This window comes from Caballeronia sp. BR00000012568055 (genome assembly GCF_029439455.1).
Classification (GTDB): domain Bacteria; phylum Pseudomonadota; class Gammaproteobacteria; order Burkholderiales; family Burkholderiaceae; genus Caballeronia.
This window is the reverse complement of record NZ_JAQFVG010000309.1, coordinates 23811-41802: the sequence shown is the minus strand read 5'-3', so window position 1 is coordinate 41802 and position 17992 is coordinate 23811. Positions and strand designations below refer to the sequence as shown.

At 59.9% G+C, this 17992-nt stretch carries 14 protein-coding genes; 6 read left to right on the top strand and 8 right to left on the bottom strand.

What is annotated here, in order from left to right:
* Positions 1-513: 513 nt before the first annotated feature.
* The 7 genes from urtD to P7F28_RS22145 all read right to left on the bottom strand — a co-directional run bounded on the left by urtD (position 514) and on the right by P7F28_RS22145 (position 9555).
* Entirely contained in the window at positions 514-1383 is an 870-nt protein-coding gene (gene urtD, locus P7F28_RS22175; RefSeq protein WP_277186884.1) for an urea ABC transporter ATP-binding protein UrtD, read from the bottom strand.
* A complete protein-coding gene (gene urtC, locus P7F28_RS22170) occupies positions 1380-2573 on the bottom strand; it encodes an urea ABC transporter permease subunit UrtC (RefSeq protein ID WP_277186882.1) in 1194 nt (397 codons plus the stop codon). The genes urtD and urtC overlap by 4 nt, the downstream gene beginning before the upstream one ends.
* 4 nt (positions 2574-2577) lie before the next feature.
* On the bottom strand, positions 2578-4182 hold the full coding sequence (urtB, locus tag P7F28_RS22165; protein ID WP_277186880.1) for an urea ABC transporter permease subunit UrtB: 1605 nt from the start codon (positions 4180-4182) through the stop codon (positions 2578-2580).
* A gap of 73 nt (positions 4183-4255) precedes the next feature.
* Complete coding sequence (urtA, locus tag P7F28_RS22160) at positions 4256-5563, bottom strand: urea ABC transporter substrate-binding protein (protein ID WP_277186878.1); 1308 nt, start codon at positions 5561-5563, stop codon at positions 4256-4258.
* 332 nt (positions 5564-5895) lie between these two features.
* Positions 5896-7203: an MFS transporter gene (locus P7F28_RS22155; protein ID WP_277186876.1), complete on the bottom strand. Its 1308-nt coding sequence runs from the start codon at positions 7201-7203 to the stop codon at positions 5896-5898.
* 109 nt (positions 7204-7312) lie between these two features.
* Positions 7313-8089, bottom strand: coding sequence for an SDR family oxidoreductase (locus P7F28_RS22150; RefSeq protein ID WP_277186874.1), 777 nt, complete (start codon positions 8087-8089; stop codon positions 7313-7315).
* A gap of 26 nt (positions 8090-8115) precedes the next feature.
* Entirely contained in the window at positions 8116-9555 is a 1440-nt protein-coding gene (locus P7F28_RS22145; protein WP_277186872.1) for an aldehyde dehydrogenase family protein, read from the bottom strand.
* Positions 9556-9778: 223 nt separating this feature from the next.
* Between P7F28_RS22145 and ppa the strand changes: the two genes are divergently transcribed.
* Positions 9779-10306: an inorganic diphosphatase gene (ppa, locus tag P7F28_RS22140; RefSeq protein WP_277186871.1), complete on the top strand. Its 528-nt coding sequence runs from the start codon at positions 9779-9781 to the stop codon at positions 10304-10306.
* 134 nt (positions 10307-10440) lie between these two features.
* On the opposite strand, the gene P7F28_RS22135 is transcribed toward ppa, so the two are convergent.
* Entirely contained in the window at positions 10441-10722 is a 282-nt protein-coding gene (locus P7F28_RS22135) for a GIY-YIG nuclease family protein (protein WP_277186869.1), read from the bottom strand.
* Between the two features lie 153 nt (positions 10723-10875).
* On the opposite strand from P7F28_RS22135, the gene P7F28_RS22130 reads away from it, so the two are divergent.
* From P7F28_RS22130 to P7F28_RS22110, 5 genes are all read left to right on the top strand, one after another.
* Positions 10876-12015 (top strand): GNAT family N-acetyltransferase, encoded by a 1140-nt coding sequence (locus tag P7F28_RS22130; protein ID WP_277186867.1) that lies wholly within the window; start codon positions 10876-10878, stop codon positions 12013-12015.
* A gap of 66 nt (positions 12016-12081) precedes the next feature.
* The gene (locus tag P7F28_RS22125) at positions 12082-14136 is read left to right on the top strand and encodes an NAD(+) synthase (RefSeq protein ID WP_277186865.1); all 2055 of its coding nucleotides are present in this window, start codon (positions 12082-12084) and stop codon (positions 14134-14136) included.
* A gap of 96 nt (positions 14137-14232) precedes the next feature.
* Complete coding sequence (gene glnK, locus P7F28_RS22120) at positions 14233-14571, top strand: P-II family nitrogen regulator (protein WP_086969848.1); 339 nt, start codon at positions 14233-14235, stop codon at positions 14569-14571.
* A 150-nt stretch (positions 14572-14721) separates the two neighbouring features.
* Positions 14722-16482, top strand: coding sequence for a cation:proton antiporter (locus P7F28_RS22115; RefSeq protein ID WP_277186861.1), 1761 nt, complete (start codon positions 14722-14724; stop codon positions 16480-16482).
* Between the two features lie 117 nt (positions 16483-16599).
* Positions 16600-17919: a gamma-glutamyl-gamma-aminobutyrate hydrolase family protein gene (locus P7F28_RS22110; protein ID WP_277186859.1), complete on the top strand. Its 1320-nt coding sequence runs from the start codon at positions 16600-16602 to the stop codon at positions 17917-17919.
* Positions 17920-17992: the final 73 nt, after the last annotated feature.

Below are 17992 nucleotides of genomic sequence, written 5' to 3'. Positions count from 1 at the left end.
GCCGCCGGGCGCTAATCGAAGGAACCCGGCAGGGAACCAAGACAACGACAAAGCAAACGGCAACGCACAAACGCTATTCGGCCCAACGCCGTTTAGCGCTCCCGTTCTCTCACGGACCTCAAAGTAACGGTAGGGCCGAATAGCGTTTAAACGGTGACGCTTGAAAGTTCGTGATACTACGCATTCTCTGTGTTTCCCTTATAGACCCCTACGGCGACGGCGCGTGAGCGCCAAATACGCCGCGCATATGAGCGCGGACCACGTTGCTAAGAGGAAAGAGGTGCTTAAAGATGCGTACCGAGCGCGTGACAGGCCGGGCAGGCCTCTGAGGTGGCGAGCTATTGTTACCTAGGGAGCCTATTAATCCACTTGCCTTTTCAACGGGCAGTGTCCGGTTGAAAAAGCTGCTTTCTTTGGTGACTTTCTTTGCAGCAGCAAAGAAAGTTACCCCCCCGCCGGGGAGGCGGCTACTGAACGAAAACGCGAGACAAAAGTAGCAGCAACGCATATTCATCACCGCCCCAAATAAGACTCAATAACCGCGTCATTACGTTTGACATCGTCCAAAGTCCCTTCAGCGAGCACGCTACCTTCAGCCATAACAGTAACCTTCCCGGTGTCACCAGACAAAGCAGCAACAAACTCCATATCATGCTCAACAACCATCATCGAACAAGACCCACGCAGCTTATTGAGCAACTCAGCAAGCTCCATAGTTTCATGATCGGTCATCCCAGCCGCAGGCTCATCGAGCAAAAGCAGCGCGGGTTGCTGCATAAGCAACATACCGATCTCAAGCCGCTGCTTCTGCCCGTGCGATAACTCCCCGGCCAGCCGCGTCGCCTGATGCTGCAAACGAATAAGCTCCAAAGTCTCCTCAATCCGCTGCTGCGCCACTTTGTCCAGCCGCGACCGCAAAGAAGCAAGCCATCCCTTATCCGTTTTCATTGCAAGTTCGAGGTTTTCCCAAACCGGATGATTCTCGAACACAGTCGGCTTCTGAAACTTTCGCCCGATGCCAGTCCGCGCAATCACAGGCTCCGACATCCGCGTGAGATCGAACGTCTGCCCAAGAAAAACACGACCGCTATCAGGCCGCGTCTTGCCGGTAATGACATCCATCATCGTGGTCTTGCCCGCACCGTTTGGCCCGATCACACAGCGCAATTCACCCAGGTCAATAGACAACGTAAGCTTGTTCAAAGCCCGAAAGCCATCGAAACTCACGGTCACATCTTCGAGATAAAGAATCGTCCCGTGCGATACATCGATCTCATCGGGTTTGAGCACATGCCCCAGCCCCGACGATATATTGATGTTCTTGTGACTCGACTCGGGAAGCAGCGGCGGCAAGTCCACAATCAAAGCGTTGTAGGCAGTCATTCTGCGGCATCTCCCAAAGCCTTCTTGCGGCGCGCAAGTTCGATCAGTCCCATGATGCCGTTCGGCAAAAGCAAGGGCACGAGCGTAAAGATAAGGCCCAGAAAAAACAGCCAATACTCCGCGAAATATGCCGTGAAAAAACTCTTCGCGCCATTCACCGCAAACGCGCCGATGATCGGCCCGATCAAAGTGCCACGTCCGCCGACAGCAACCCAGATCGCCATTTCAATCGAGTTGGCGGGCGACATCTCACTCGGATTGATGATGCCAACCTGCGGCACGTATAACGCCCCCGCAATCCCGCACAGCACGGCCGATACGGTCCAGATGAACAGCTTATAAGCGAGCGGCGAGTAGCCGAGAAACATCAGACGCGCTTCGCCATCGCGCACGCCGGTCACCACGCGTCCGAGCTTCGACGTAACGATCCATCGCGCCGCGAGAAACGCCAGCACCAGCACCGCAAACGTGATGAGAAACAGCGCCGTACGCGTGCTCGTGCTCGTCACCGAAAACCCGGCGATGCGCTTGAAATCGGTAAAGCCGTTATTTCCGCCAAAGCCCGTTTCATTGCGATAGAACAGCAGCATCGCCGCGAACGTCATGGCCTGCGTGATGATCGACAGATACACGCCTTTCACGCGCGAGCGAAATGTGAAGAAGCCGAACACCCACGCGAGCACGCCGGGCACCAGCACCACGAGCAACAGCGCATACCAGAGATGCTCGGTGCCTTCCCAGTACCACGGCAGCTTGTGCCAGTCGAGGAACACCATGAAGTCGGGCAGATCGCTCTGATACGTGCCTTCGCGGCCGATGGCGCGCATCAGATACATGCCCATCGCGTAGCCGCCGAGCGCGAAGAACAGCGCGTGACCCAAGCTTAGGATGCCGCAATATCCCCACACGAGATCGAGCGCGAGCGCGCCGATTGCGTAGCACATGAGCTTGGCGATGAGCGTCATCGCGTAGGCGGAGAGGTGGAATGTGCTCGTCTCCGGCAACACGAGCGCGGACACCGGCACGAAGAGGCCCATCGCGACAATCAAGGCGATCAGCGCGATCCAGCCATTGCGCGGCAACAGCGCGGCGCGTGGCGGTAGACCTAACGCGAAGCCCGCGCGCGCGGCGCTTTCATCGGGTTGCGGCGAGACATCGAGATTGACGGATGCGTTGGTCGAGGCAGTCATGATCTCAGGCCTCCGCGCTGCGGCCCTTCAGGGCGAACATGCCCTGCGGACGCTTCTGAATGAACAATACGATCAGCACCAGCACCGCGATCTTCGCGAGCACCGCGCCCCAGAATGGTTCGACCGCCTTGCTCACGAGTCCAAGCCCAAAGCCGCCAATCACCGTGCCTGCCAGTTGACCGACACCGCCGAGCACCACCGCCATGAACGAATCGATGATGTAGCTCTGGCCGAGATCAGGTCCGACGTTGCCGATCTGCGAAAGCGCACAGCCGCCGAGTCCCGCGATGCCCGCGCCAAATGCGAAGGCGTACGAATCAACTCGTGCAGTCTTTACGCCGACGCACGCCGCCATACGACGGTTTTGTGTCACCGCGCGCACGAACAGGCCGAGACGCGTCTTGGTGAGCACGCCCCAAGCGATCGCCACGACGACGAGCGAGAACACCAGAATCGTGATGCGGTTATACGGCAGGATCAGGTTCTGCATCACCGCGACGCCGCCGCTCATCCACGATGGATTGGTGACCTGCACGTTCTGCGCGCCAAAGATCGTGCGCGTCGCCTGAATCAGGATCAGGCTGATGCCGAAGGTCGTCAGCAGCGTTTCGAGCGGACGGCCATAGAGATGCTTCAGCACCAGCCGTTCGAGCACCATGCCGACCAGCGCCGCCACCACGAACGACACCGGCACCGCGAATAGCGGATACCAGTTGAACGCGGCAGGCGCGTAATGCTGCACGAGGTTCTGTACGACATACGTGGCATAAGCGCCGATCATCAGAAACTCGCCGTGCGCCATGTTGATCACGCCGATCAGACCGTACGTGATCGCAAGGCCCAAAGCCGCGAGCAACAGCACGCTTCCAAGCGACAAACCCGCGAACAGCGTGCCGAAGATTTCGCTGCGGCGTTGAATCGAATCGAGTGAATAAATGCCTTCCTGCGCGGCGTTGCGCACGCGCTCGTCAGGCTCGTTGAAGGTGCCGTCCGCTTTCTTCGCAACGATCGGGCGCAGCAGTTCGTACATGTCCAGATCGTGGCGCGCGGCGACGAGTTGCGCGGCTTCGAGCCGCTTGTTCACATCGGGATCGTGAAGGGCGGTCATGGCCCACAGCGTATCGAGACGCTTCTTCAGATCGACGTCTTTCTCGGCGGCGCGGGCGCGATCGATCATCGGTTTCATCGACGCGTCCGGGTTCTTCAGCAACGCAGCAATCGCATCGCGGCGCCTGGCAATATCGGGCGATGCGAGCTGCAAGCCCGACAGCGCGCCGGCCACTTTCGTGCGCAATGTATTACTCAACGTGATGGACTGTGCATCGGGCGTCTGGACCACTTTGCCGGTGATCGGATCTTTGTTGCCGTCGTCGGTTTGAATGTAGATGTGGTTGTCTTCCGTGGCGACGAGCGAGCCATCGGACAGCGCTGCGAGGACCGCGACGGACGGCGCGTCCGCATTGGCGATCAGCTTGTCGATGGCGGTGGACTTCGCTTCGAAGTCATCGCCTGCGAGCGGCGCGAGGTCGTCGTTGGTGAGCGCATGCGCGGAGAGGGAAGTCAGCGCAATAAAAAGCGCGAGCAGAACGCGCCTGATGGAACCGATCATGATGGCCTTTGCGATAAGACTTCGGACGGCCGCGCTTTTCGCTTGAATCGCGCGGCCTTGCTACTAAAGCGCTTTAAGCAACCCGCACGCGCTGACGGCGCAGGAACGACGGAATCGACGACACCACATCCGGCTTGCCCTGATTGCCCGCGATATACGGACTCCACGGCTGCGCACGCACGGCGGTCTTGGTCTTCCACACCACGTTGAACTGACCATCGCCGCGAATTTCACCGATCATCACTGGCTTGTGCAGATGATGGTTGCCGTCCATCGACAGCGTGAAGCCCGACGGTGCCGCAAACGTCTGGCCGATCATTGCGACGCGCACCTTGTCCACGTCCGTGCTCTTGGCTTTCTCGACTGCCTGCTTCCACATATGGATGCCGACGAAGGTCGCTTCCATCGGATCGTTGGTGACGCGCTTGTCGCCGCCCGGCAGGTTCTGCGCCTTTACGTACTCGAAGAATTCCTTCTCAAACTTCGAATTGTTAGGATTCTTGACCGACATGAAATAGTTCCACGCGGCGAGGTGACCCACCAGCGGTTTCGTATCGATACCGCGCAGTTCTTCTTCGCCCACCGAGAACGCGACGACCGGCACATCGGTCGCTTTCAGGCCCTGGTTGCCGAGTTCCTTGTAGAACGGTACGTTCGAATCGCCGTTGATCGTAGAGACAACGGTCGTCTTTCCCCCTTGGGAAAAGGTCTTGATGTTCGCGACGATGGTTTGATAGTCGCTATGTCCGAACGGTGTGTAGACCTCTTGAATGTCCGCATCCTTGACACCCTTTGAATGGAGGAACGCGCGCAGAATCTTGTTGGTCGTGCGCGGGTACACATAGTCAGTGCCGAGCAGGAAGAAGCGCTTGGCGCTGCCGCCTTCCGGTCCCATCAGATATTCGACGGCGGGGATCGCCTGCTGATTCGGCGCGGCGCCGGTATAGAACACGTTGCGCGACATCTCTTCGCCTTCGTACTGCACCGGATAGAACAGCAGACCGTTCAGTTCCTCGAACACCGGCAACACCGACTTGCGCGACACCGACGTCCAGCAGCCGAACACCACCGCGCACTTGTCCTGCGTCAGAAGCTGACGCGCTTTCTCCGCGAACAGCGGCCAGTTCGATGCCGGGTCCACCACGACCGGTTCGAGCTTGCGGCCATTGACGCCGCCGCTCTTGTTGATATCGGCGATGGTCATGAGCGCCGTGTCCTTCAGCGATGTCTCGGAGATCGCCATCGTGCCCGACAGCGAATGAAGAATCCCGACCTTGATCGGACCATTGTCGGCGGCCTGGGCTTTGGTGATCGGAAGCTGACCCGCAAGAGCGAGCGCGCCCGACATGGAACCGAACTTCAGCAAACTGCGACGTTTCATGTATGTGTTCCCCTTGCCGATATGTTTGATTCTTGCGATGAAGGTTTGAAGCGGGTCGTTTGGCTTTGATTGGCGTGAGACCGGCGCGATTGCTTCTGCAAGGGGTGTGCCAATCGAGTGCATTCGTATGGATGGCGGGGCTTTGCGGGATTTTGAGGCGTTCTTTTCTTGTCGATGCCGCGCTTCTGGCGGAAGCGTTTTGGTGCACGAGGCCAGAGGATGCCTCTTTGAGGTGCGCAAATGCTTGATTGATGCAGGTGAGGATTCGATGCGGGGGAGGGAGACGAATCGCAGAGGGACGGCTGTGGCCAGCCGCCCTTGAACCAAGATGTTTAACGCCGACTCACGAGCGCAGCCGGCACGCTGAGCACAAGCAACGCACCAAGCACCAGACATCCCGCCAGCATATACATGCCCGCCGCGTTGGACGCCGTGGCCTGCTTGAGCCAACCCACGAGATAAGGACTCAAAAACCCCGCGAGATTTCCGAGCGAATTGATCATCGCGATTCCCGCCGCCGCGCCCGTGCCCGCGAGAAACGCGGTCGGCAGACTCCAGAACAGCGGCAAGGTCGTGAGAATGCCCATCGTGGCGAGCGTGAGGCCGAGCATCGCAAGCGTGGTGTTCGATGCGAAGACCACCGACATCACCAGCCCGATCGCGCCGATAAACGCGGGAATCGCGATATGCCAGCGCCGCTCGCCGCTGCGATCCGCGCTGCGTGCCGCGAACAGCATGCCGATCACCGCTGCGCCGTATGGAATCGCGGACAAGAGGCCGACTTGTAATGCATCGGAGACGCCCATCGACTTGATGATGGTCGGAAGCCAGAAGCTCACGCCGTACAGACCCATCACGAAGGAAAAGTAGATGAGGCTCATCAGCCAGACTTTCGGGCTGGACAGAATCTTCGAGATCGGCGGATCTTCTTTTTCGACGTTGTCCGCCGCGATATTCCGTTCGAGCAAGTCGCGCTCGTCCTGCGTCAGCCACTTCGCCCGCGCGATGCGATCGTCCAGCATCGCAAGCACGAACAGGCCGACCACGATCGACGGAATGCCTTCGAGCAGCAGCAGCCATTGCCAGCCATGCCATCCGTGCACGTTGTCGAAGTTCTTCATGATCCAGCCGGAGATCGGCCCGCCGATCAGCCCCGACAAGGCGATGGCGGTCATGAACAGCGTCGTCATGCGTCCACGGCGGCGCGCCGGAAACCAGTACGTCAGATAAAGAATGATGCCGGGAAAGAAGCCCGCTTCCGCCGCGCCGAGCAGAAAGCGCATCACGTAGAACATGGTCGGCGTGGTGACGAACATGGTCAGCGCCGAGATGATGCCCCACGAAATCATGATCCGCGCGATCCACACCCGCGCGCCGACGCGATGCAGGATCACATTGCTCGGTATCTCGAAGATGAAGTAGCCGAAGAAAAAGATGCCTGCGCCGAAGCCATAGACGGCATCGGACAGTTGGAGGTCGGCGGCCATCTGCAACTTGGCGAAGCCGACATTCACGCGATCCAGATACGCGACGATGTAGCAGATCAGCAGCAGCGGCGACAAGCGCCACGCGACCTTGCGATAGGTGGCTTCCTCGAAGGCGGAAGGCGTGCTTGCATGCGGGCTGGCGGTGCTGGCCATCGGTGTCTCCGTATTTTGATAATCGATTACATGGGCGTAAGAATTCTAGCCTTTGCAAAGCGCGCCAAGTAACTGATCGGCATCAGGAAAACACCGATGAATCGGCCTTTTACACGCAGCGCCCGCCATCCACTTCCAGCGCCACGCCGGTAATGAACTCTGCATCGTCCGATGCAAGATAAAGCGCCGCATTCGCAATATCCTGCGGCGTGGAAAGCCTGCCGAGCGGAATGGTCGCGAGGAATTTGCGGCGGTTCTCGGGCGTGTCTTCCATGCCCATGAACTCGGACAGCAGCGCGGTTTCGCCCATCACCGGATTGATGCAGTTCACGCGGATACGGTCCGGTCCCAGCTCGACCGCCAGCGCCTTGCTCGCGATAATCACCGCCGCCTTCGAGCCGTTGTACCAGACGAGACCTGGACGCGGCCGCACGCCCGCCGTCGATGCCACGTTGATAAACGCGCCGCCGCCTTGCTGCCGAAAATACGGCACGAACTGCTCGACGCTCCAGTAGATGCTCTTCACGTTCACCGCATACACGCGATCGAACTCGGCTTCGGTCACTTCCATCACCGGTTTATTCCGATGCGTGGTGCCCGCGTTATTCACAACCACCTGCACGCTGCCGAAATCTTCGATCGCCGCATCGTGCAGCTTTTGCCAGTCGTCGCGTTTGGTCACATCGCCCTGAACGGCGATCGCGCGCCCGTGCTTCACTTCGGGCGATGAAGCCAGCGCGATCTCGCTCGCCACGCGCTCGGCCGCCGCGCCATTCAGATCGTTGACGACGACATTCGCGCCTTCCCGCGCGAACGTCTTCGCAATGCCTTCGCCGAAACCCGAGCCGCCGCCCGTCACGATCACCGTTTTGCCTTGCAGTCGCATCTTGTCGTCTCCTTGTTTAGCCGTGCTTATCCGTGTTTGATAGCGATGGTTTTAAGCGTGGTGAAACCGTACAGCGCTTCGAAGCCTTTTTCGCGTCCGTGTCCCGAATGCTTGACGCCGCCGAACGGCAATTCGATACCGCCGCCCGCGCCGTAGTTGTTGATGAACACTTGTCCCGAGCGCACGCGTCGCGCGAGGCGCATCTGACGCGCGCCGTCGCGGGTCCAGATGCCGGCGACCAGGCCGTAGTCGGTGCCGTTGGCGAGTTTCAGCGCGTCGGCTTCATCGTCGAAGGGCATCGCGGCGAGGACCGGGCCGAAGACCTCTTCGCGCGCGAGGCGGTGTGTCGGCGGGACATCGCGTAATAGAGTCGGGGCTTGATAGAAGCCGGATTCGGGCGCGTCGGAAACCACTTCGCCGTGCGCGGCCATGGTGATGCCGTCGTGCTGGGCATCGGATAAAAAGTCCCACACGCGTTGCTGCTGCTTTGCGCTGATGAGCGGGCCGCAGTCGAGATCGAGCTTGCTCGGGCCGACTTTCAGCGCCGTGAATGCCTCCGACAAACGGTCCAGCAGCGGTTCATAAGCGGATCGTTCGATCAACACGCGGCTGCCCGCCGAGCACGTCTGTCCCGCGTTCTGGATGATCGCGGCGACCAGCACGGGCAGGGCGGCGTCGAAATCGGCATCGGCGAAAACGATTTGCGGGGACTTGCCGCCGAGTTCGAGCGTGACGGGGACGTGGTTATCGGCGGCCATTTTGGTGACGGCCGCGCCCGTCGCGGGCGAACCCGTGAACGAAATATGATCGATGCCCGGATGCCGCGCGAGCGCCGCGCCCGCCTCATGTCCGTAACCCGTGACGATATTCAGCGCGCCTTCCGGCAAGCCCGCTTCCGCCGCCAGCTCCGCGATGCGCAACAGCGACAGACACGCGTCCTCCGCCGGCTTGACGACGCACGCGTTGCCCGTCGCCAGCGCCGCGCCGACGCTTCGCCCGAAAATCTGCAGCGGATAGTTCCACGGCACGATATGGCCGGTCACGCCGTGCGCCTCGCGGATCGTCAGCACGGTAAAGCCGGTCTGATACGGCAGCGTTTCGCCGTGCAGCTTGTCGGCGGCGCCTGCGTAGAACTCGAAATAGCGCGCGATGCCGGTTGCATCGGCGCGTGCCTGCTTCATCGGCTTGCCGGTATCGCGTGCTTCGAGTTGCGCGATTTCCTCGTGGCACGATGCGATCAGCATCGACAAACGCGCGAGGATGCGGCCGCGCTCGGCGGCGCTGGTTGCGCCCCACGCGCCATCGAACGCGGTGCGGGCCGCGGCCACGGCGCGATCGATATCCGCCGCCGTGCCGCGCGCGATCTGCGCGAACATCTGGCCATCGGAGGGATCGACAACGGGAATGGTTTCGTTGACCGATGGCGCGACCCATCGGTTATTGATGAAATGCTTCGCGTCTTCCATGCATGTCTCCTTGTCAGGCATTTTTGGTGCTGAATGGAAAGTGCTGCGCCGTTCGATTATCGCGCCAATATCCGCGGCGCGCCGGGCTGCAAAGTCGTTTGGCTATAATGCCTGAGTGATTCATCACGGTGCATCCGCGCACCTGCCAGCCGCCCGCGTTGTGCGTTATGTCACGCGCCGGGCGCATCGGATTTCAAAACTCAACTTCTCCAAGAGAGCGCTCATGAGCTTCAATAACGTACCTCCCGGCAAGGATCTCCCGCAGGATTTCAACGTGATTATCGAAATCCCGGCGCAGGCTGATCCGGTCAAATACGAAGCGGACAAGGACATGGGCCTGCTCGTGGTCGATCGCTTTATCGGCACCGGCATGCGCTATCCGGCCAACTACGGTTTCATTCCGCAAACGCTTTCCGGCGACGGCGATCCGGTCGATGTCCTGGTTATCACGCCGTATCCGCTGCTGGCAGGTTCCGTGGTGCGCTCGCGCGCGCTGGGCATGCTGAAGATGACCGACGAATCGGGCGTCGATGCCAAGCTGATCGCAGTTCCCCACGACAAGGTTTGCCCGATGACGGCCAACCTCAAGTCGGTGGACGACGTGCCTGAGTTCCTGAAGGATCAGATCCGCCACTTCTTCGAGAACTACAAGGCGCTCGAGAAGGGCAAGTGGGTGAAGGTCGAAGGCTGGGACGGCATCGACGCAGCGCACAAGGAAATTTCGGAAGGCGTGGCGAACTATAAGAAGTAAGCTTCGTTTTTCCGATGTCCGTACAAAGGGCAAGCCGGTTGGCTTGCCCTTTTTGTTTTCGCGTAATCGCGGGGAATACGCGTTGAAAGCATCGACGCGGGGATTGCCGATGCCGCAAGCGTTACGCCGCGTCTTTATTCTTCTTCCGACGCAAACAAAGACTCCAACGTCCTTTCCCCCGCAATCAACGCGCGCTTCTGCCGCGCCGTCAATTGCTTCACGCGATACTCCGCCCGCAGCGCTTCCGACCGTCCCGCCAGTTCGAACGATGCCAGCACGCGCAACGGCTTGCGCGAGCGCGTATAACGCGCGCCCTTGCCGCTCGCATGCGCGACGAAGCGTGCTTCGACGTCCGTGGCGATGCCCGTATAAAGGCTGCCGTCGTCGCATTCGATCAGATAGAGGAACCAGGGCATCGGCGAGTTGAGGAAGATTTGCCGCGCATTATCGCTGAAAGCACCGCGTCGGGGCACGCAGTCCGCTTCGGCGTCTGTCGGCGACTTAAGCGAAAATAGCCGCTTCCGGGCGCGCGTGACGCGCTAATCGTTCAATCAAGCGAGGACAGCCTGTTGAATCGCGAGGTCGAAATTCATGTGGTCGATACGCTCGACGATATCCCTGCGCACGAGTGGAACCGCATCGCCGGGGACAATCCGTTTGTGCGGCACGCGTTTCTGTCCGCATTGCAGGCGACGGGCTGCGCGGTCAAGCGAACGGGCTGGCGCGCGCATCATCTGATTTTGAAGCGCGACGGCGAATTTGCCGGTGCGATGCCGCTGTATCTCAAGTCTCACTCACGCGGCGAATACGTGTTCGATCACGCCTGGGCCGACGCCTTCGAGCGCCACGGTCTGCGCTATTACCCGAAGGCCTTGTCCGCCGTGCCGTTTTCTCCGGTAACAGGTCCGCGCCTGATCGCGGCGGATCATCACGATCGCGTGTTGCTCGCGCGTGGTGCAATCGAGTTCTCGAAGCAGATGGATATCTCGTCGCTGCACGTGCTCTTTCCGCAGGAACAAGATATCGAAGCGCTGACGGACGCCGGTTACATGCTGCGTGAGGGCGTGCAATTCCATTGGGAAAACACGCCCGAAGGCTACGAACATTTCGATGCCTTCCTCGCCACCATGAGTCACGACAAGCGCAAAAAGATCAAGCAGGATCGCCGCCGCGTGACCGATGCAGGCGTCACCTACACATGGCTGCGCGGTCATGAAATCGACCAGAGCGCGCTCGATTTCTTCTACGACTGCTACGACAACACCTATCGCGAGCACTGGAATCCGCCGTATCTGACGCGCGAGTTCTTCGGCAAGATTCACGCGGAATCGCCCGACAGCATGCTGCTCGTTATTGCCGAAGCGGACGGCCAGCGGCTCGCGTGCGCGCTCAATATGATCGGCGGTGACGTGATGTATGGCCGATATTGGGGCACGCGCGAGTTCATCTCCGGGCTGCACTTCGAGACTTGCTATATGCAGGGCATCGCGTATTGCATCGAGCATAAATTGGCGCGATTCGAAGGCGGCGCGCAGGGCGTGCACAAGATGTCGCGCGGCATGTTGCCGACGCCGACATGGTCCGCGCACTGGATCGCGGATCAGCGTTTTGCGCATGCCATCAGCGAGTTTCTGGATGCTGAAACCGAAGCGATGGATCAGCATATTCAAGAGCTCGAAGCGCATACGCCATTCAGAAAAAAGCCCTGAATCTGCATGCGATAATCGATTCGGCACTTGATTCGGCACTTTTAAGCCCACGCGCGGAATGATGAAATGAAGAGAGACTTTTTTAATCTGTATAGCCATGATTTCGCGCGTGTCGCCGTTGGCGTGCCGACGTGCAAGGTCGCTGATCCCGCATACAACGCGTCGCAGACCATCGATCTCGCCAAGCAGGCGGCGGCGCGCGGCGCGGTGCTCGTGGCGTTTCCCGAGCTTGGCATCAGCGCTTATACATGCGACGACTTGTTTCATCAGCGCGCCTTGCTCGATGCCTGCGAAGACGCGTTGAGCGAGATTCTCGAAGCATCGAAAGGGCTGAAGATCGCGATGATCGTCGGCGCGCCGGTTCGCGTCGAGCACAAGCTCTTCAACTGCGCGATCGTGATTGCCGATGGTTTCATCCGCGGCGTGGTGCCGAAAAGCTATCTGCCGAACTACGGCGAGTTTTACGAGGCGCGTCAGTTCAGCCCCGCCGATGCCGCCACCACGACCACGTTGTCGTTATGCGGTCAGGACGTGCCGTTCGGCGCATCGCTGCTGTTTCAGATCGAAGATTTGCCGCTGTTCCGCTTCCACGTCGAAATTTGCGAGGACGTGTGGGTGCCGATTCCGCCGTCGTCGTTCGCGGCGCTCGCGGGCGCGACGGTGCTGGTGAATCTGTCGGCATCGAATATCGTGGTGGGGAAGTCGCGGTATCGGCATCAACTGGTCGGGCAACAGTCGGCGCGATGCGTGGCGGCGTATCTGTACACGTCGGCGGGCGATGGTGAATCATCGACCGATCTGGCGTGGGACGGGCAAGGACTGATTTACGAGAACGGTGAGTTGCTCGCCGAGTCCGAACGCTTCTCTGCCGACTCGCATCTCATCTTCGCCGATGTCGATCTCGAAAGGCTCTCGCGCGAACGCATGCGTCAGACGACGTTCGGACGTTCGACGCATCGGCATGCGGAAGAGGTCGCGAAGTTCGATGTGATCGAATTCCCGCTTTCGATTCCGGCGCAAGGAAAGCTGCCGCTGGAACGCCGCGTCGAACGTTTCCCCTACGTTCCGTCCGATGCCACCCGCCGCGACGAACGATGCAACGAGGTCTACAACATCCAGGTGCAGGCGCTGTTGCAGCGGCTGCAATCGTCGGGCATGTCGAAGGTGGTGATCGGCGTATCGGGCGGACTGGATTCGACGCATGCACTGCTCGTGTGCGCAAAAGCGATGGATCGCCTCAACCTGCCGCGCGCCAATATCCTCGCTTATACGATGCCTGGTTTCGCCACCAGCGACCGCACCTTGAAACAGGCGCGCGAGTTGATGGAAGTGATCGGCTGCACGGCGCAGGAAATTGATATTCGTCCGAGCTGCATTCAGATGCTGGCGGATATCGGCCATCCGCACAGCACGGGCGGCGAGCAATACGACATCACGTACGAGAACGTGCAGGCGGGCGAGCGCACGAGCCACTTGTTCCGACTAGCAAACTTCAATAACGCGATCGTGATTGGCACGGGCGATTTGAGCGAGCTTGCGCTCGGATGGTGCACGTACGGCGTCGGCGATCACATGTCGCACTACAACGTGAACGCCAGCGTGCCGAAGACGCTGATCACGCATCTGGTGCGCTGGGTCGCGGAGTCGGGGCAAATCGGCGATACGGGAACTGATGTGCTCGAAAACATTCTCAGCACAGATATCAGTCCCGAACTCATCCCCGGCAAGAAGGACGGTGCGATCGAGCAAAAAACGGAAAGCGTGATCGGCCCGTACGAATTGCAGGACTTCAATTTGTACTACACGCTGCGCTTCGGTTTTGCGCCGGCGAAGGTCGCGTTTCTCGAATATCACGCGTGGAAGAATCGTGATGAAGGCGCGTGGCCCGAAGGCCCAACCGTGGTGCGCAATCAGTACGATCTCGGCGATATCCGCAAGAATCTGCGCATCTTTCTCGATCGATTCTTCCGTACCAGCCAGTTCAAACGCTCGTGCATACCGAATGCGCCGAAGGTTGGTTCGGGCGGTTCGCTGTCACCGCGCGGCGACTGGCGCGCACCGAGCGATTCGCAATCGACTGTTTGGCTTAAAGATCTGGAACGCGTGCCCGAAAGCGAGTGACTACGTGGTTAACTGGACCGCTGACACCTTAAATCGCGGCTAGAATCAAAGACATCGACACCTTCCTGAATTTTCGATATCCAAACGAGGCATGCCATGAAACGTATCACCGCCATCATCAAACCGTTCAAGCTCGATGAAGTGCGCGAAGCGCTCGCCGAAGTGGGGCTCACCGGCCTGACGGTCACGGAAGTGAAGGGCTTCGGCCGCCAGAAAGGACATACCGAGCTTTATCGTGGTGCAGAGTACGTGGTCGATTTCCTGCCAAAAGTGAAGATCGAAGTCGTCGTCGCCAACGATCAAACCGATCAGGTGATCGATGCGATCATCGGCGCGGCGCGCACCGGCAAGATCGGTGACGGCAAGATTTTCGTCGCCGAAGTCGAGCGCGTGATTCGTATCCGCACCGGCGAGGAGAACGAAGCAGCGGTTTGAGTTTTCGACCCTGCGTAGTACTGGAAGCCCGCTCATCGAAGCGGGCTTTTTCGTTGATGCACCAGCGAAAAGCAGGCAGCGATCTCCGCGATTTCACTGCCCTGCGGTAACATCGGTCATTCCGTTATCTCTCTGTAAGGATTTCGACTGATGCACCACGCGATCGGTTTTATTCAGGATTTGGCGGTAATCATGGCCATCGCGGGCGTCGTGACGGTGCTGTTTCACCGCATGCGGCAGCCGGTGGTGCTCGGCTATATCGTTGCGGGCGTCATCATCGGGCCGTACACGCCGCCGTTCAATCTGATCCACGACGAAGCCACCATTCAAACGCTTGGCGAACTCGGCGTCGTATTTCTGATGTTTTCGCTCGGGCTGGAATTCAGTCTGCGCAAGCTGTTCAAAGTCGGCGCGACGGCCTTCGTCGCGGCGCTGTCCGAGATCGTGCTGATGATCTGGATCGGCTATGAGATCGGCCGATGGTTCGGCTGGAACGCAATGGACTCGCTGTTCCTGGGCGCGATGCTCGCCATTTCATCGACGACGATTATCGTCAAGGCGCTGTCCGAGCTGAATATGAAGGGCGAGAAGTTCGCGCAACTCGTGTTCGGCATTCTGATCGTCGAAGATATTTTGGCGATTGCCATGTTGGTGCTGCTGTCGGGCATCGCGCAGACGGGGTCGGTGAGCGCGGGCATTGCGGTCGTCACGCTGAGCAAACTGCTGCTGTTTATGACGGTGTCGCTGGTGGTCGGCATTCTGATCGTGCCGCGCGCGATCGATTACGTCGCACGCGCCAAAAGCGATGAAATGCTGCTCGTCACCGTGCTCGGCTTCTGCTTCGGCTTCTGTCTGCTGGTCGTGAAGCTCGATTATTCGATCGCGCTCGGCGCGTTTCTGATCGGCGCGATCATGGCGGAATCGAAAAGTCTGGCGCGTGTCGAGCATCTGATCGCGCCGGTGCGCGACATGTTCTCCGCGATCTTTTTCGTGACCATCGGCTTGCTGTTGAATCCGACCGTGCTCGTCGATTATGCGTGGCCGATCGCGGTGATTACCGTGGCGGTGGTGTTCGGCAAGATCGTCTCGTGCGGACTCGGCACGTTCCTCGCTGGCAAGGACGGACGTACGTCGATGCGCGTCGGCATGAGCGTGGCGCAGATCGGCGAGTTCTCGTTCATCATCGCGTCGCTGGGTTTGTCGCTGAAGGTGACGAGCGGCTTTCTCTATCCGATCGCGGTCGCGGTCTCGGCGCTGACCACGCTGCTCACGCCGTATCTGATGCGCGCCGCCGATCCGCTCACACTGCGCGTCGCCCGCGCGATGCCCGCGCCGATCGCCAATACGTTCGGTCTGTACTCGCAATGGCTCTCCAGCCTCACGCCCGCGTCCGGCGGCCCCACGCTCTTTTCGATGTCGCGTCGCATCGTGGTGCAGATCGCGGTGAATCTGGCGCTGGTGGCGGCAATTTTCCTGGGCGCATCGTATTCCGCGCCGTTTGCATCGAGTTATCTGTCGCGCTGGCTCGAAACCGACGATGCGCAGCGCGTCGTGCTGTGGGGCGCGGCGCTGCTGGTGGCGTTGCCGTTTCTGGTGGCGGTGTATCGCAAGCTCGAATCGCTGGCGTTGTTGCTGGCCGAAGTGAGCGTGCAGCCGGCGAAAGCAGGGCGCTTTACGCGTGCGATTCGATCGGCGGTTTCTGGCCTTATTCCGATCGTCGCGATGTTCGGCGTGTTTTTGCTGGTCGCGGCTTTATCGGGCGGCATTCTTCCGCCTTTCGGCCTGATGATCGGCGTATTGCTGTGTGCGGCGCTGCTGTTGACCGTGTTGTGGCGCTGGTGTGTGAAGATTCACGCGACCATGCAGATTGCTCTGCGCGAGACTTTCGAGGAACCGCGCGATCACCACTGATTTTTCCAAATGTGGCCTAATGTGAGCAAATGTGTGCTGGTTTGCCCCGTCTTTGGCAAGGGCGGATAATTGAAGCGTGTCCATTCTTCACACGGCGTTCGAGCGCCTGACAACGGAATGAGCGAAAACAAAACTTCGAACGAAGCAGGTAATACAGGCGGTATCGATCCCCGGCGCACCGGCGCGGATTCATCGGCGGCAGGCGTGTCGCAGGACGGCGCGCCGTCAAAGGAACCGGCTGCGGCAGCGCCCACGCCCGCTCCCGCGCCTGCTTCTGGTGCGCAGGCGAGCGCGACCGAACGGGCATCGACGGATTCGCCAACGAGTGCATCGACGGTCGAGCCGATCAAACCGGCACGTCCCGATGCGCGCGCCAATCTCGCGCAAAATCTCGAAGCGGCAACCGAAGCCGAAGCGGCCGAAACAGTCGTGGAACCGGTGATCGAAGCCAAGCCGGCAGTCGGCTTCCCGCCCGAAATCAGCGCGACGCCGGATTTCGCCACGCTCAATCCGCCGCAAATCCCGCCGACGCAACAGCAAGCCGGCACGCAGGCGCAGCCCGCCTATCTGAAACATTCCGATTCCGCGTGGTCCGTGTTCGGCCGCGTGATGGCGGCGCGCGCGCGGCAGATTTTCGATCGCGCGGGACAGCGCATTACGCAACGGACTTTGCGGATCGGGGTATCGGCGCGGATTTTTCATCCGGAGCCGGGCGCGAAGGGTTTGCGCGGCAAGACGCTTCAGTACCTGGAAGAATCGATCGCGCACTGGGTCATGTCGCGCGATGTGCTCGTCTTCATGATTCCGACGGTCGGCACGCAGGGCATGCTGCATCCGAGCAATATTCGTCTGCGCGACTACGCGAAGCATCTCGACGGCCTGCTGCTGCAAGGCGGCGCGGATGTCTCGCCGCAATCCTACGAGGAAGCGACGACGCGTCCCGAATGGCCCGGCGACCGCGTCCGCGATATGTACGAGCTTGAGTTGCTGCACGAATTCGTCGAATCGGGCAAGCCGGTACTGGGCGTGTGCCGTGGCTGTCAGCTTATCAACGTGGCGTTCGGCGGCACGCTCTACGGCGATATCGCCACGGACGTGCCGACGGCAGGCATCCACGTCAACGAGCAATACGACCAGCATCGCCATTCGATCCGTTTTCCGGATGGCTCGACGCTCGCCAACATGTTCCCGCATCAGCGCGAAGCCATCGTCAATTCGATTCACCATCAGGCCGTGAAAACGCTTGGCCGCGATCTGAATATCGAAGCGGTATCGGCGGAGGACGGGATTATCGAGGCGGTGCGGTATCGCCGGTCGCCGTTCGTGGTCGGCGTGCAATGGCACCCGGAGTTTCATCGCGCGGGCGGGGCGGAAATGCTCGACTGCACGCCGCTGCTCGATACGTTCCTGCGCGTGGCGCGCGAAACGCGGTTCTAAGTTTCGGAGCGCTTCAAACGCAAAAGCCCGCTTCGTGAGAAGCGGGCTTTTGCTTTTTGCTTTTTGCTTTTTG

Excerpts from the sequence above, each read along its gene's own strand:
- urtD (WP_277186884.1), bottom strand. The coding sequence starts at position 1,383 with ATGACTGCCTACAACGCTTTGATTGTGGACTTGCCGCCGCTGCTTCCC.
- urtC (WP_277186882.1), bottom strand. The coding sequence starts at position 2,573 with ATGACTGCCTCGACCAACGCATCCGTCAATCTCGATGTCTCGCCGCAA.
- urtB (WP_277186880.1), bottom strand. The coding sequence starts at position 4,182 with ATGATCGGTTCCATCAGGCGCGTTCTGCTCGCGCTTTTTATTGCGCTG.
- urtA (WP_277186878.1), bottom strand. The coding sequence starts at position 5,563 with ATGAAACGTCGCAGTTTGCTGAAGTTCGGTTCCATGTCGGGCGCGCTC.
- P7F28_RS22155 (WP_277186876.1), bottom strand. The coding sequence starts at position 7,203 with ATGGCCAGCACCGCCAGCCCGCATGCAAGCACGCCTTCCGCCTTCGAG.
- P7F28_RS22150 (WP_277186874.1), bottom strand. The coding sequence starts at position 8,089 with ATGCGACTGCAAGGCAAAACGGTGATCGTGACGGGCGGCGGCTCGGGT.
- P7F28_RS22145 (WP_277186872.1), bottom strand. The coding sequence starts at position 9,555 with ATGGAAGACGCGAAGCATTTCATCAATAACCGATGGGTCGCGCCATCG.
- ppa (WP_277186871.1), top strand. The coding sequence starts at position 9,779 with ATGAGCTTCAATAACGTACCTCCCGGCAAGGATCTCCCGCAGGATTTC.
- P7F28_RS22135 (WP_277186869.1), bottom strand. The coding sequence starts at position 10,722 with ATGCCCTGGTTCCTCTATCTGATCGAATGCGACGACGGCAGCCTTTAT.
- P7F28_RS22125 (WP_277186865.1), top strand. The coding sequence starts at position 12,082 with ATGAAGAGAGACTTTTTTAATCTGTATAGCCATGATTTCGCGCGTGTC.
- glnK (WP_086969848.1), top strand. The coding sequence starts at position 14,233 with ATGAAACGTATCACCGCCATCATCAAACCGTTCAAGCTCGATGAAGTG.
- P7F28_RS22115 (WP_277186861.1), top strand. The coding sequence starts at position 14,722 with ATGCACCACGCGATCGGTTTTATTCAGGATTTGGCGGTAATCATGGCC.
- P7F28_RS22110 (WP_277186859.1), top strand. The coding sequence starts at position 16,600 with ATGAGCGAAAACAAAACTTCGAACGAAGCAGGTAATACAGGCGGTATC.